Consider the following 12305-nt stretch of genomic DNA (forward strand, 5'->3'; position numbering starts at 1 on the left):
AAGCTGTAAGGAGGAGAATCATGGATTTTTTAGAAACGATCATCCAGAAAAAAGTTGAAGAAGTTGCCGCGATGCCACAAGAAACCGAAAAGGTCGTAGCGAAACGCCCATCATTTTATCAGCAAGTCAAGGAACGACCACAAAAGATGCACCTCATTGCTGAAATCAAGCGAGCTTCACCTTCAAAAGGAGACATTAATCAAGCGATCGACCCAGTCACGCAAGCGCAAGCTTATGAAACCGCGGGTGTCAGCGGGATTTCCGTTTTGACCGACCAGCAGTTTTTCAAAGGCTCGCTGGCAGATCTTGAAGCAGTCAGTAAGGCTGTTTCGGTGCCTATACTATGCAAAGACTTCATTATCGACAAAAAACAATTGATTCGCGCCAAGAATGCAGGTGCCAGTATCGTTTTATTGATCGTGGCTGCGTTAGAGCCAGCCCGTTTCGTCGCGCTGTATCAAGAAGCCGAAGTACTAGGGTTGGAAGTACTCGTTGAGACTCATAATGCGGCTGAATTTCAACAAGCCCAAGCATTAGGTGCCAAAATCATCGGTGTCAACAATCGTGACCTAAAAACTTTTGACGTTTCCTTGGATGTCAGTGTTGCTATAGCACCTCAGCCATCAGAGGCGGTTTATATCAGTGAATCTGGTATTCGAACTGCCGCAGATGTGCTGCAGCTTGCACCGTTTTATCATGGAGTCCTCGTTGGAGAAACGTTGATGAGAAGCCATCGAATTGCTGAAACAGCGGCAGATTTGCAGGTGAGCCGCCGATGACCAAAGTGAAAATTTGCGGACTCACCGAACGCCTGCATGTCGAAACTGCCATCAATGCAGGAGCAGATTACCTTGGCTTTGTTTTTGCCGAAAGCCGTCGGAGAATCGATCCGACCCAAGTCCGCAAGATAACGGAGCAAGTACCCGAAAATGTAGGGAAAGTGGGGGTTTTCGTTTCTCCAAGTGTTGAAGAAGTGCAAGCGGCAATTCAAGCCGCCCAACTGACAGCGATTCAGCTCCATGGAACGGTTCTGCCATCTTTGCAAACAGCCATTCAGAAGGGGGTTTTTGCTCATCAAAAGATCGCAGTGATCCAAGCCTTTGATGGAGAAGCAGAAACTTTAAAGCAAGATTTCCTGAGCTGCGATGCAGATTTTGGTTTATTGGACGCTCCAGTAAGAGATCACCCTTATGCTGGCGGCAACGGCCAGTCCTTTGATTGGCAAAAAGTGGCGAGAGAACCGTTGCCGTTGTCTGAGCGATTTTTTATTGCTGGCGGGTTGCACGCGGAAAATGTAGAAGAGGCGATCCAACTTTTTAGGCCTTATGCTGTCGATGTTTCTTCAGGCGTTGAAACCCAGGGCAAGAAAGACAGTCGGAAAATCGAACAATTTATTCATTTAGTAAAGGAGAAAAAAAGATGACTCAGTATCCCACAAAAACAGGATTTTATGGTTCTTTTGGCGGACAGTTTGTGCCAGAGACATTGATGTATGCAGTCAAGCAATTGGAAATTGTCTATCGTGAAGCACAAACGGACGCAAGTTTTCAAGCTGAATTACAGGAATATTTACAAGAGTATGTAGGAAGAGAGACCCCCCTTTATCATGCCCAGCGCTTGTCACAACACTTAGGCGGTGCCAAAATTTATCTGAAGCGAGAAGATTTGAATCATACGGGTGCTCATAAAATCAATAATGCACTTGGCCAAGTCTTATTAGCAAAACGGATGGGGAAAAAGAAAGTGGTAGCAGAGACCGGTGCTGGGCAGCATGGCGTCGCCACAGCAACTGCGGCCGCGTTGTTCGGTATGGAGTGCACGATTTTTATGGGCGCGGTAGATGTTCAGCGGCAAGCACTAAACGTCTTTCGAATGGAATTGTTGGGAGCAAAAGTGGTTTCAGTCACATCAGGCAATCAGACATTGAAAGATGCTGTCAATGAAGCGCTGCGCTACTGGGTTGCAACCGTCGAGGACACTCATTACGTGATGGGTTCGGTACTCGGTCCGCATCCTTTTCCAGAGATCGTTCGAGATTTTCAAAGTGTGATTGGGAGTGAGACACGGCGGCAACTATTAGAAAAAGAAGGACAACTGCCAACGACAGTCGTTGCGTGTGTTGGCGGCGGCAGCAATGCGATGGGAATGTTTTACCCTTTTATCAACGATCAGACCGTTCGTTTGATTGGCGTTGAAGCAGCTGGAAAAGGCGTGGATACTACCGAGCATGCGGCGACTTTAACGAAAGGGAGTATCGGTATTTTACATGGTACCAAAATGCATTTGCTGCAAAACGATGATGGGCAAGTGATCGAACCTTATTCGATTTCAGCCGGCTTGGATTATCCTGGTGTCGGTCCCGAGCATTCTTATTTGAAGGAAATTGCGCGAGCGGAGTATTTCGCGGTCACTGATGAAGAAGCTGTTGACGCCTTTTATCTCTTGTCTCAAATCGAAGGCATTATTCCCGCTTTGGAAAGTGCTCATGCCGTTGCCTATGCTTTAAAGTTAGCGCCAACGATGACAGCAGAAGAACGCTTAGTGATCTGTTTGTCTGGGCGAGGGGACAAAGATGTTCAACAAATCAAAGATCGGAAAGGAGCAGCGAAATGACCAGCAAAACATTGACGATGAAACTAAAAGAGCGCCAAAAACAAGGCACGCCTTTGTTTGTACCTTATATTATGGCGGGTGCCAACGGACTGGAACGCCTGCCGGCAGAAATCGAGCTATTGACGACACATGGCGCAGCCGCCATTGAAATCGGCGTGCCCTTTTCAGACCCAGTCGCAGATGGAGCGGTCATCCAAGCGGCTGGAATGCAGGCATTAGCCAATGGCACCACTTTAAAAAAGATCATTGCTGCGCTGCAAACCATCCATTCCGAGGTTCCACTGGTATTGATGGGGTATGCCAACTCATTCTTTCATTATGGGATTGAACAGCTAGCAAATGAGTTAAAAACGACAGATGTGAAAGGGTTGATTATTCCAGATTTACCATTTGAACATCGATCACTAGTAACGCCTACGTTTGATGCGGCGGATCTCGCGCTGCTCACGCTGGTCTCTTTGACCAGTCCTCCAGACAGAATTCAGACGCTGATCGAAGAAGCAGAAGGGTTCGTCTATGCTGTGACAGTGAACGGTGTCACTGGAGAAGATCGCCAATACAACGAACAGCTGGATCAGCATTTGCAAGCCATTTCGGAAAAAAGTCCGATTCCAGTATTGGCTGGTTTCGGAGTCTCGACCAATGCAGACGTGCAGCGCTTTGCCCAAGTGTGCGATGGGGTAGTGATCGGTTCAAAAATCGTAGCAGCCTTACAGAACGAGCCACTGCCTAAAGTCAGTGAGCTGTTAGCAGAACTTGTTGGTAAGCCATAGAAAATCAAGGTGAAGGAAAGAACCCAAGTTGGGTTCTTTTTTTTATGAGAAAACTAGTATTCGAGATACTGATGGGCTGCTATGGAAAAAGAGCACGATGTGTGAAGAGGAAAAAGGCTGATGGAAGATCAGCCTAAATTGTTGTGATTATGCCAGTGTATCGGTGTCGATGGTGACTGTCTCGCAAAAATGCCCTCTGCCCCCAACATAAACACGTTGGATTTCCTTTCGCGAAGTCGTAACTAGTTTGACAAAGATTTCAGAAGGTTCACCTAAATTGCTGCCTTGTTCAAAGCGATACACTTCTTTTTCAAGGGAACATTTTTGATGCAAGAAGCAAGCCAAAGCGGCATTGGAAGTACCTGTGGCAGATTCTTCATTGATGTCAAATAATGGGGCAAAGTTACGGCAAACGATTCGTTCTTTTTCCATTGCATATAAGTGCATGCCAACTACTTGTTGCAGCGCACTTACTTTTTTTATTTCCTCAAAATCAGGTGCAACATGCTGCAACTGGGCCGTTGTTTTGATTGGAACAAGGATATCTTTTAATCCTGTAGAAACGATTTGAATAGGAATTTGATCATTGATAGCACTGGTATCGAAACAGTCAGCTAATTGTTCTAGTGAAAGGACATCTGAAAACAGCGGTTTGTTCTGTTCCATGAAAATGACACCGTCTTTGATGGTGATCGACAAACGTCCGGCGTTGGTGTCGATGCGATACTGTTGCTTGGAAAGTTTGTTCAAATATGACAATAGAGCAAAGGAAGCAATTGTTGCATGTCCGCATAAGTCAACTTCTTCTTTTGGTGTAAAATAGTCAAATCGGAAATCGGCCTCAGGGGATTTCGATAAAAAAGCTGTTTCTGAAAAGCCTAACTCTTTTGCGATGGCTAACTTTTGTTGTGGTGTAAGGGGCTGTTCCAGCAAAACGACTCCAGCCTTGTTGCCACCTGTTTGATTTTTACTAAACCCGCTTGCGATATATACCGTTATCTCCATAGGACACCTGCTTTCTTTATTCTTGTCAAGCATAGCATAATTTTTGCAGGGGGAGGATAAGAAAAAGGATTGGTTGAGCGTGTTATACTGAAGGTACGACAGAGGAGGGACTTCATGAAGAGAGGGAAAGTAATTGTAGTCAGTGGTGTTACAGCGTCCGGCAAAACGACATTGGTTCGTGAATTGAGTAGATTGGCAGATGGAATAGTGATCTCCTTTGATGATTATAGTATCGATGCATTGCCCTCAGCACCATCTTTTGATTATTTTTTACAAGATCCCCGCGCAGCGATCAATCAATATGACATCAGTCTTCTACTGAAAGATCTGAAGAGAGCGATGCTACTTTACCCAATCATTTTTGTGGACTTTCCCTTCGGATATGAGCACCAAGATTTGCGTCAGTTGATCGATACGGTGATTTATTTGAAAACACCACTAGATATTGCTTTTGCTCGTCAGATTAAACGGGATTATACGAACGAATCAAAAGAAGCGATTTTGACTTGGGCAGATACTTATCTTTCCTATGCAAGGGAGCTATTTGTTTTACACGAACAGATCATTGCTGAAACAGCCGACTATGTACTGGATGGTGCTCGACCAGCTGATCAGCTAGCAGAACAAGTAAAGTATTATCAAGTATTTTAAGAAGCGCTTTTAAGTAAGATTTAGTCTACTGAGTTTTGTTTAAACTCCCTTACTATCTGTTTCAAAGGTCAAAAATGCCGCTGCTTCCTCTAAAGAGAGCGCTGCTCCATTGAATGTGGGCCACGCATTGATACCGTCACATTTTTTTCTCGGAATCAAGTGAAGATGAAAGTGAGGGACTGATTGACCCGCTGCTTGATTTGCTGCGCTTAGCAAATTAATCCCATCAAATCCTAAGCGAGTGACACAATGATCTGCTATTTTTTGAACCGTTTGAATGAGGTGAGCAAGAAGAACGGGGTCGCAGTCTAAAATACTGGTGTAATGTTTTTTAGGAATAACCAGCATATGATAATCCACGTCTTTGGCATGATCAAGGAAGGCGCAAACACTGTCATTTTCATAGATTACATGGCTTTTTATTTTTCCAGAGACGATACGGCAAAAAGGACATTCTTCCATCAAAATTCCTCCTATGGAATAAATTTTGTTAGTTGTGTTCGAGAAGTATAATATCTAAAAACGTGAAGCTACTGGATTATGGGAAACCATAAACGAGCTTTGCAATTAAGCCGCTCTTTGAGAGGATAATATCATATTTATTTAGCAGTTAAAACTATATGTTATAATTAATGATGTTTTAGATAATTAGTTAATAGATTGTTTGCAAAAGAAAAGCACCGTGCTGCTGATTTGTGGTAAAAGTGACGTTTGAAAAAAGTGGCTTTTAAAAAATTTGTCAAAAAAAATCGCTAGGAATCAAGATTCCTAACGATCTGCTAGCGCTATGCACGATAATATAACGTTCCAGGAGAACGTTTGGTAGCTTTCGTTTAGTTATTTTAGCTATCTAAACTGCTTAAGAATATCATAAGGAGCCGTTAGCTTTTGATTGTAAACTATAATTTTGGCACAAAATTTGGCACCACTCAGGCATACAAACTTGCTATCTCGGAAACGATTCTTGATCTATTTTTATTTCTCATCTCATCCAATACGTGAGCATAAACTTCTTGTGTGACTGAGGTGTTTTTATGACCCAATCTTTCGGAGACAACAAATATATCCAAATCTCTATACAATAATATAGATGCGTGAGTATGTCTTAGGCCATGAAAAGTTATTGGCTTTTTTATACCAACTTGTTTTTGAATCTTTCTGAGAGTTTTGTTGGCAGCATCTGGAGTGATAGGTCCGTTAGACAGATTATAGAAGACGAGGTCATTCTCATTTTTGATTTTATTAGCAAATAGCAACTCTCTTTGCTGTAATTTGTATTTCTTCAATATATTCAGCGTATGATCATCAACATCCACAGTGCGATTCGATGTTTCGTTTTTTGTTGGTCCAAAACCACCGCCAGTTTTATATTGCCATGTCTTGTTTACGATAATCTCCTTTGATTCGAAATCAATGTCACTCCAAGTTAATCCGAGTAGCTCGGAGAATCTAAGTCCAGTTGTTCCAGCAACTAGGATCATATAAGGCGAAGAGTAAATAGGGTTTAATCGAAGTTCTGTTTCTTTCATTAATAACTTAAATTCTTCATAGTTTAAGAACTTATCATCACTTGACTTCGTTTCTTTTGCGCCCGTTATTATTGCTTTGTAAGTGACATCATTCAGGATTGCTTTATCTGCAAGCGCATCTGTTAAGCAAGCTCTTAAGTGAGTGTGAAACCTTTTTGTAGTAGCTTTAGCATGAGTTTCAGAGAACTCATTTAAAACCTTTTGATATTTACTCCTGGTCAGCTTTCCGATGGAAGTATCTCCGAAATATTTTTCAATGTTTGAAAGTGTATTTTGATATCGACTGTAAGTGACAGTACTCACTGTATTCTTTTTGTAGAGTTCTGCCCACTCTTTAAAGTAGTTGTAAAGAGATTTATCCTTATCTATAGGTTGATATCCACCTATTAAATTCAATTCCATTTCTGCGGCAGCGGCAGAAGCTTCTCCTTTTGTAGCAAAACCACTTTTTCTCATCTTTGTAAATGTTCCATCTGGCTTTTTATATGAAATCTCGTATTGCCACTTTTTTCCTCGTTTAACTAATCTTGCCAATTGAATCAACTCCTTGATTTTGATACAATAAGCATGACAAATAAGCTTATTGTTTGTTTGAAAGCACACCAATCTTTGGACGGGGAGGTGTGCTTTTTTAATGAGAAAAATTACTTCTCAACGTTTTATCCACCTCTTCGAAAAGGCAGCTTCTTATTCCGTAATACTCCATAAACTTTGTAGAATTTAGTTGTTCAAACTCCATATCATTTTCTTCAAGGTATACATCGATCAACATTTTTACAGCTAACAAGTTAGCTTCACTTTCTATTTTAGAATTCCAAACAAAACTTCTTTTATATAAAACTCCGTAAGTATCATGTTTTTCCAAGGCGTGCGCCAGTTCATGTGCAATCTCGAAATTGACGTCATTGGCTTTGAGGATGGTCTCGTTAATTACAATAGCTCGTTCCTTTGGCCAATAAAATCCTCGCCGTTGCATTTTTGTAAATATTAAATCAATATCTAGCTCACGGAGCTTAGATAGAAGACGGGGGCTAATTGAATCCAACTAAATCAACTCACTTTTTATTTTTTCTGTATGACTCAATAACTGATTTCAAAAAGACTCTCTCATCGTGGCTAACAGGTTTACCATCAAAGGTAAGAATGGTTGATTCATCATCGAAATCTATAGGCGTTCCATTAGAATCCTTCATTTGATCTGTCATTCCAAGAAGATAATCCGAGCTAATGTTCAAATATCTTGCGACTTTAGCTAATTTATCAGCCGATGGTGCATTGGAAGACCACTTGCTAATTGAACCATTGGATAAATCATTAGCCCTTTCAATCTGCGCTATACTAATGTTCTTCAACCTTGCTATCTCTTTAATTCTCTCGTATATACCCACAAAAAATACCTCCGTAAAAATTCTGCACTTTATTGTTGACCCCGAAAATATTCTGTGGTATATTACAAGTGTACCTAAGCTTGGCGGCTAAAAAAGGTATCAGAAATAACCATCTTTGTATATGCACTTCGGGGTTTTACCAATGTTCCGTGCGGTTTATTTGCTATGCACTTAGTTTAGAATATATTCTGCATTGTGTCAATGATAAAGTTGGTTTTTCTTAGAAAATATTCGGGAGGTGTTCAATTTGTTTTACGATAGTGTAAAAAAAGCAGCTGAAGCAAAAGGTGTTTCCATTAGAAAAATTGAAATGGATCTAGATTTTAGCAATGGATCAATTTCTAAATGGAACAAGTCAGTACCTTCAGTGGACAAGCTTCTAAAAGTAGCTGATTACTTAGAGATTCCAATCTCTGACTTATTAAGTAACAAACAAGCTGTATAAGGAGGAGCGTTTATGGATCAGTGTATTAAGGCGAATGTAGTTATCCAAATCCCTGAAGAGTACATTCTGGTTGAAAAGACGGAGTATGAACGATTGAAGATTGAGGATGACTTGGGCAAATGGTGGACCATATCAGATGTAATGAAACGAGTCAATCGTAAAAGAACTTGGCTTCTGGAAAATCTGCTGAACAATCCCAAGTACAGGAATAAGATCGATATTCGCAAAGGTGGATTTGTTAAATATCCAGCTGGGGGAAAGGATAGTTATCTTTTTCTGGCAAGTGAGACCAAGAAGTTTTTGGAAGATAATTTTCAAGAATTATTAAAGTAGAAAACAAAGGAGGATCCAAAATGAAAGAATTAGTAATCATGAAAGACCAACAAGCGGTAACGACTAGTTTGCAAATAGCAGAAGTATTCGGAAAGAAACATCAGCACGTATTAAGAGACCTTTTGAATTTAAAAGAGGGTGTCCAAAATTGGACAGACTTATTTTTTGAAAATAATTACGTCCATCCGCAAAATAAACAAACTTATCCGCAAATTATCATGAATCGAGACGGCTTTACATTACTGGCTATGGGTTTCACAGGTAAGCAAGCATTGCAATTCAAACTGAAATACATTGAAGCGTTCAACAAAATGGAAAGTCACATCAAGCAACAACCGCAGCTGCCGACTTCACCACGAGACTTAGCGAAACTTGCTTTAGCTGCAAACGAGGAAACAAATCAACGGCTTGATGACATCGACACTCGCCTGGTAGACATCGAAGAAAATAAACTGATCACCACAGAAGACAAAGGTACTATCGATCGCGCGGTACAAAAGAAAGTGTATCAAATTTGCCAAGAACAGCATCTAGTCCAAGGTGCAAAAAGTATGCTGTTCGCTGACTTAGGCGCAAGTATCAAACAATTATTCGGCGTGCCCAATCGGGGACGTATCAAAGACAAGGATTTCCCTAAAGTATTGAATTTCATTGACACTTGGCAGCCATCTTCAGTGACTAAGGAAAGAATCAATCAAATCCAAACGGAATTGGATATGTAGCCTATGCCATACACACTACAACAGGAACTATCCATCCACGACTTAGCAAAAGACAAAGTCAGAGTGTTACACGACGAACTAAACGACAAGAAAAACCAAATGAGTGATCACCAACGCGCACAATTGATTCACGAATTAAAAAGGTACCAGGAACTGCTTTACACGAACCGATTAAATCGGCAGATAAACTTATAAAGGAGCAATTACATTGAAAAACAAACTAGCAAAAACAACAGCAATCATCGGACTAGCACTAGGTAGCGGAGTTATCGGCTATGCAGCAAGCAACGCATTCCAAGATTTGGACACGATCAAGGCGAACTTTAACACAGTCTTGCAATACGGCCAAACCAAATCACAGCGTGTGTCAGAACTCGAATCACAGCTATCCAACAATACTCGTACACAGGAGCAGCTGAAAGCCGAAATCGAGCAAATCAAATCGGACAAGCAGAAGGAAATTGAAGCCAAGCAACGCGAGATCGAACAAAAGCAACAGGAGATCGCTACAAAGCAACAGGAAGCTGATAGCTTGCGCCAACAACTGAACACGGTGCAAAACGACAAGGAACAGCTAGAACAGCGTGTGAGCGAGTTACGGCAGTATACGGATCAAAAAGTAGGGGAGCTGGGAAAATGATTAAATCAGTCACTATCTCAGTTGAGGAAGATAGCGGATCGACAATGCAGCATACCGTCTCCACAAGAGAAGAAGCGCTCGCTTTGATCGATCGATACTTCAAGGAGGAGTCAGCATGAAGAAAATTTACTGGATCAGACGCACAACATTTATTCTTGTCATCTTCGCATTGGGAGCATTGCTTTCATCAGAACCACCAACATGGCTAGTCATCGGATTCCCTTGTGTCGCAATGTTGCTGCTAATGATCTATGACGAAGCAGTATTTGAATTACGATCAAGGACGGTGAAGAAATGACAAGAGCAGAAGTACTTGATCTATACTATCGCACACTTGACTGGAAAGAAATTTACTATGAAGCGCAAGCAAAAATGAACGCAAAAAAAGACTCCGGCCGCCAAGCATAGAGTCTTACGAAAAATATTTACCTAAGTTTACCACAAATCGAGAGGAGTGGGAAGATGTCAGATTACATCGCAACAAATTACGACAACCTGCTGCAAGACGAAACCAGCCATGTGATGCCTAATATCCATCAATTTAAAGGGTTTGATGAATACAAAGAAGAACGCATCATGACAAGCTACAAACCTCGTGTAGTCAACGCTGACGATGAATTGTTTATCGTTTTTGTGAAGCCCAATCCAGGCACAATCATCTTTTCATCGGATGAGATTTACGAAAAAACAAAACAATATCTAGTCCATGCTGAAGACGTCTGCGAATTCATATTTGACGAAAAAGACAAAGATTTGGTTTGGAGCGCTGAACCAGTTTTAGGGAAGGATTTGATTTAATGGCAGAGAAAAATATTATTCAGAAATTAATCACTCTCAGAAAAAAGATCCCATATATCAAAAAGGAACAAAAACAGTATATGAAATTTGCTGTTGTAAGTTCTGAAACGGTTTTAACGGAATTCAATCGTCATATGAATAGTTTAAACCTATATTTGAAAACCGAAGTTCTTCATAAAGAAATCGAACGGCTAAAAGTAGGTGTAAACGAAAAGACAAAAAAAGACGTTTTCAACTATTTAGTGACATTGGACATGAAATATACATGGGTCAACGCTGATAATCCTTCAGAAAGAGAAGAAGTTTTGTTTGCTGCTATGGCGGATGATGAGAATGCTTCATACGCATACGGGCAAGCACTAACTTATGCCGAAAAAACATTCTTTCTTAAAGAATTTAACATTCCGACTGATGAAGTCGATCCAGATGTTTTTCAAAAAGAAATTCTTAAACGCATTCCAGCAGAACCAGAGCAGAAAGAAGCAATTGAAATTCAGTTACAAAAACTACATGACTTGAAAGGCCAGCCGAAAGAAGCCTTTTTCGAACAAGCGAAGATGTCAAACGGGATCTCTCAAGCTAAAGCACTTGATGATTTCAGCGGCTATGATTTCGGTTTGGTTATGAACACTTTGACTAAATGGGTCAACGGGTATGAAAAAGAAGCCAAAAAGAAGAAGTGATGTAAATGTTTCATTTAGGAAAAGTAATCGATCATAAAGGGAAAAGATTGACTATCGAATTTGAAGAGGAAATAAATGCCGAATACCTAAAAATGATGGCTCGTGAGAAAGAAAATCTGGTCAAAGTAAAAATCATAGATAATGAGCCGCTCTCAGCAAAGCAGAATAAGCTTTCTCACGCTTTAATTCGAGACATAGCTAATTGGTATGTTGATGATCCAGAACACGTAGAAGAAATACTCAAATACGATTATAAGTACACAGAAGACGAACCTTTCTCGCACGCCGTAGCAAGTATGAACGAAGGCAATATTTGGATAACGAAACTCATTCAATTTGTCATACGAGAAGGGGTCCAACTCAATCAAAGATACTCATATCTACTAGAACATGATAGCTTTTTCTACTATTGCTGCAAGTACCGAAAATGTGCAGTTTCTGGTAGACCTGGAGCGCAAATACATCATGTCACCGCAGTTGGTAATCGGCATAGAAGTAACGTTGACCATCGGCTATTTCCATTCGTGGCTTTGGATTGGAAAACACACAATATTGCTCACCAACTTGGGCAAGAGGAATTTCTAAAGAGATATCAAATCAAGCCTGTTTATTTAGATAAAGAAGCTTTGATCAAGATTGGCATTATGAGTAACGCTCAAATAATGCGCTTTGATGAAAAATACGAAACAGAAGAGCTGTACAAGAAAGCAATAGAGGAGGGATAG

19 protein-coding genes are annotated in these 12305 nt (G+C 40.8%); 14 read left to right on the forward strand and 5 right to left on the reverse strand.

The genetic code is table 11. The features are described 5' to 3' along the window. Positions 1-20 precede the first annotated feature (20 nt). The 4 genes from trpC to trpA are packed head-to-tail and all read left to right on the forward strand — an operon-like array spanning position 21 to position 3386. Complete coding sequence (gene trpC, locus IGI82_RS06970) at positions 21-779, forward strand: indole-3-glycerol phosphate synthase TrpC (RefSeq protein WP_438841955.1); 759 nt, start codon at positions 21-23, stop codon at positions 777-779. Next, a complete protein-coding gene (locus IGI82_RS06975) occupies positions 776-1423 on the forward strand; it encodes a phosphoribosylanthranilate isomerase (RefSeq protein ID WP_087627307.1) in 648 nt (215 codons plus the stop codon). The genes trpC and IGI82_RS06975 overlap by 4 nt, the downstream gene beginning before the upstream one ends. Continuing rightward, the gene (gene trpB / locus IGI82_RS06980) at positions 1420-2613 is read left to right on the forward strand and encodes a tryptophan synthase subunit beta (RefSeq protein ID WP_087627308.1); all 1194 of its coding nucleotides are present in this window, start codon (positions 1420-1422) and stop codon (positions 2611-2613) included. The genes IGI82_RS06975 and trpB overlap by 4 nt, the downstream gene beginning before the upstream one ends. Continuing rightward, complete coding sequence (gene trpA / locus IGI82_RS06985; RefSeq protein WP_087627309.1) at positions 2610-3386, forward strand: tryptophan synthase subunit alpha; 777 nt, start codon at positions 2610-2612, stop codon at positions 3384-3386. The genes trpB and trpA overlap by 4 nt, the downstream gene beginning before the upstream one ends. 147 nt (positions 3387-3533) lie before the next feature. On the opposite strand, the gene IGI82_RS06990 is transcribed toward trpA, so the two are convergent. Next, complete coding sequence (locus tag IGI82_RS06990; RefSeq protein ID WP_087627310.1) at positions 3534-4391, reverse strand: PhzF family phenazine biosynthesis protein; 858 nt, start codon at positions 4389-4391, stop codon at positions 3534-3536. 114 nt (positions 4392-4505) lie between these two features. On the opposite strand from IGI82_RS06990, the gene IGI82_RS06995 reads away from it, so the two are divergent. Continuing rightward, positions 4506-5042, forward strand: a complete 537-nt coding sequence (locus IGI82_RS06995; protein WP_074535676.1) for an AAA family ATPase — start codon at positions 4506-4508, stop codon at positions 5040-5042. Positions 5043-5081: 39 nt separating this feature from the next. Here the strand turns inward: IGI82_RS06995 and IGI82_RS07000 are convergent, their stop codons facing one another. The 4 genes from IGI82_RS07000 to IGI82_RS07015 form a co-directional block, all read right to left on the reverse strand. Further along, on the reverse strand, positions 5082-5504 hold the full coding sequence (locus IGI82_RS07000) for an HIT family protein (protein ID WP_087627311.1): 423 nt from the start codon (positions 5502-5504) through the stop codon (positions 5082-5084). Between the two features lie 467 nt (positions 5505-5971). After that, entirely contained in the window at positions 5972-7105 is a 1134-nt protein-coding gene (locus IGI82_RS07005) for a tyrosine-type recombinase/integrase (protein ID WP_438841956.1), read from the reverse strand. Between the two features lie 97 nt (positions 7106-7202). After that, positions 7203-7616 carry an ImmA/IrrE family metallo-endopeptidase gene (locus tag IGI82_RS07010; protein WP_438841957.1) on the reverse strand — a complete coding sequence of 138 codons (414 nt, stop codon included), beginning with the start codon at positions 7614-7616 and terminating at the stop codon, positions 7203-7205. A 10-nt stretch (positions 7617-7626) separates the two neighbouring features. Next, positions 7627-7959, reverse strand: coding sequence for a helix-turn-helix domain-containing protein (locus IGI82_RS07015; RefSeq protein ID WP_438841958.1), 333 nt, complete (start codon positions 7957-7959; stop codon positions 7627-7629). 247 nt (positions 7960-8206) lie between these two features. Between IGI82_RS07015 and IGI82_RS07020 the strand changes: the two genes are divergently transcribed. The 9 genes from IGI82_RS07020 to IGI82_RS07060 all read left to right on the forward strand — a co-directional run bounded on the left by IGI82_RS07020 (position 8207) and on the right by IGI82_RS07060 (position 12305). Then, the gene (locus tag IGI82_RS07020) at positions 8207-8404 is read left to right on the forward strand and encodes a helix-turn-helix domain-containing protein (RefSeq protein ID WP_034872774.1); all 198 of its coding nucleotides are present in this window, start codon (positions 8207-8209) and stop codon (positions 8402-8404) included. 12 nt (positions 8405-8416) lie between these two features. Next, a complete protein-coding gene (locus IGI82_RS07025; protein ID WP_438841959.1) occupies positions 8417-8737 on the forward strand; it encodes a DUF771 domain-containing protein in 321 nt (106 codons plus the stop codon). A gap of 20 nt (positions 8738-8757) precedes the next feature. Continuing rightward, a complete protein-coding gene (locus IGI82_RS07030; RefSeq protein ID WP_438841960.1) occupies positions 8758-9459 on the forward strand; it encodes a Rha family transcriptional regulator in 702 nt (233 codons plus the stop codon). Positions 9460-9667: 208 nt separating this feature from the next. Next, positions 9668-10099, forward strand: coding sequence for a hypothetical protein (locus IGI82_RS07035; RefSeq protein ID WP_156233179.1), 432 nt, complete (start codon positions 9668-9670; stop codon positions 10097-10099). Then, positions 10096-10218, forward strand: coding sequence for a hypothetical protein (locus IGI82_RS07040; RefSeq protein ID WP_269116825.1), 123 nt, complete (start codon positions 10096-10098; stop codon positions 10216-10218). The genes IGI82_RS07035 and IGI82_RS07040 overlap by 4 nt, the downstream gene beginning before the upstream one ends. Continuing rightward, on the forward strand, positions 10215-10397 hold the full coding sequence (locus tag IGI82_RS07045; RefSeq protein ID WP_195493374.1) for a hypothetical protein: 183 nt from the start codon (positions 10215-10217) through the stop codon (positions 10395-10397). The genes IGI82_RS07040 and IGI82_RS07045 overlap by 4 nt, the downstream gene beginning before the upstream one ends. A gap of 164 nt (positions 10398-10561) precedes the next feature. Then, positions 10562-10897: a hypothetical protein gene (locus IGI82_RS07050; protein WP_438841961.1), complete on the forward strand. Its 336-nt coding sequence runs from the start codon at positions 10562-10564 to the stop codon at positions 10895-10897. Next, positions 10897-11580 (forward strand): ERF family protein, encoded by a 684-nt coding sequence (locus IGI82_RS07055; RefSeq protein ID WP_438841962.1) that lies wholly within the window; start codon positions 10897-10899, stop codon positions 11578-11580. The genes IGI82_RS07050 and IGI82_RS07055 overlap by 1 nt, the downstream gene beginning before the upstream one ends. A gap of 5 nt (positions 11581-11585) precedes the next feature. Beyond that, positions 11586-12305, forward strand: a complete 720-nt coding sequence (locus IGI82_RS07060) for a putative HNHc nuclease (protein ID WP_438841963.1) — start codon at positions 11586-11588, stop codon at positions 12303-12305.

Origin of the sequence: Enterococcus sp. AZ067 (assembly GCF_051715005.1) — a bacterium.
Classification (GTDB): domain Bacteria; phylum Bacillota; class Bacilli; order Lactobacillales; family Enterococcaceae; genus Enterococcus_D; species Enterococcus_D casseliflavus.

Excerpts from the sequence above, each read along its gene's own strand:
- trpC (WP_438841955.1), top strand. The coding sequence starts at position 21 with ATGGATTTTTTAGAAACGATCATCCAGAAAAAAGTTGAAGAAGTTGCC.
- IGI82_RS06975 (WP_087627307.1), top strand. The coding sequence starts at position 776 with ATGACCAAAGTGAAAATTTGCGGACTCACCGAACGCCTGCATGTCGAA.
- trpB (WP_087627308.1), top strand. The coding sequence starts at position 1,420 with ATGACTCAGTATCCCACAAAAACAGGATTTTATGGTTCTTTTGGCGGA.
- trpA (WP_087627309.1), top strand. The coding sequence starts at position 2,610 with ATGACCAGCAAAACATTGACGATGAAACTAAAAGAGCGCCAAAAACAA.
- IGI82_RS06990 (WP_087627310.1), bottom strand. The coding sequence starts at position 4,391 with ATGGAGATAACGGTATATATCGCAAGCGGGTTTAGTAAAAATCAAACA.
- IGI82_RS06995 (WP_074535676.1), top strand. The coding sequence starts at position 4,506 with ATGAAGAGAGGGAAAGTAATTGTAGTCAGTGGTGTTACAGCGTCCGGC.
- IGI82_RS07000 (WP_087627311.1), bottom strand. The coding sequence starts at position 5,504 with ATGGAAGAATGTCCTTTTTGCCGTATCGTCTCTGGAAAAATAAAAAGC.
- IGI82_RS07025 (WP_438841959.1), top strand. The coding sequence starts at position 8,417 with ATGGATCAGTGTATTAAGGCGAATGTAGTTATCCAAATCCCTGAAGAG.
- IGI82_RS07030 (WP_438841960.1), top strand. The coding sequence starts at position 8,758 with ATGAAAGAATTAGTAATCATGAAAGACCAACAAGCGGTAACGACTAGT.
- IGI82_RS07040 (WP_269116825.1), top strand. The coding sequence starts at position 10,096 with ATGATTAAATCAGTCACTATCTCAGTTGAGGAAGATAGCGGATCGACA.
- IGI82_RS07045 (WP_195493374.1), top strand. The coding sequence starts at position 10,215 with ATGAAGAAAATTTACTGGATCAGACGCACAACATTTATTCTTGTCATC.
- IGI82_RS07050 (WP_438841961.1), top strand. The coding sequence starts at position 10,562 with ATGTCAGATTACATCGCAACAAATTACGACAACCTGCTGCAAGACGAA.
- IGI82_RS07055 (WP_438841962.1), top strand. The coding sequence starts at position 10,897 with ATGGCAGAGAAAAATATTATTCAGAAATTAATCACTCTCAGAAAAAAG.
- IGI82_RS07060 (WP_438841963.1), top strand. The coding sequence starts at position 11,586 with ATGTTTCATTTAGGAAAAGTAATCGATCATAAAGGGAAAAGATTGACT.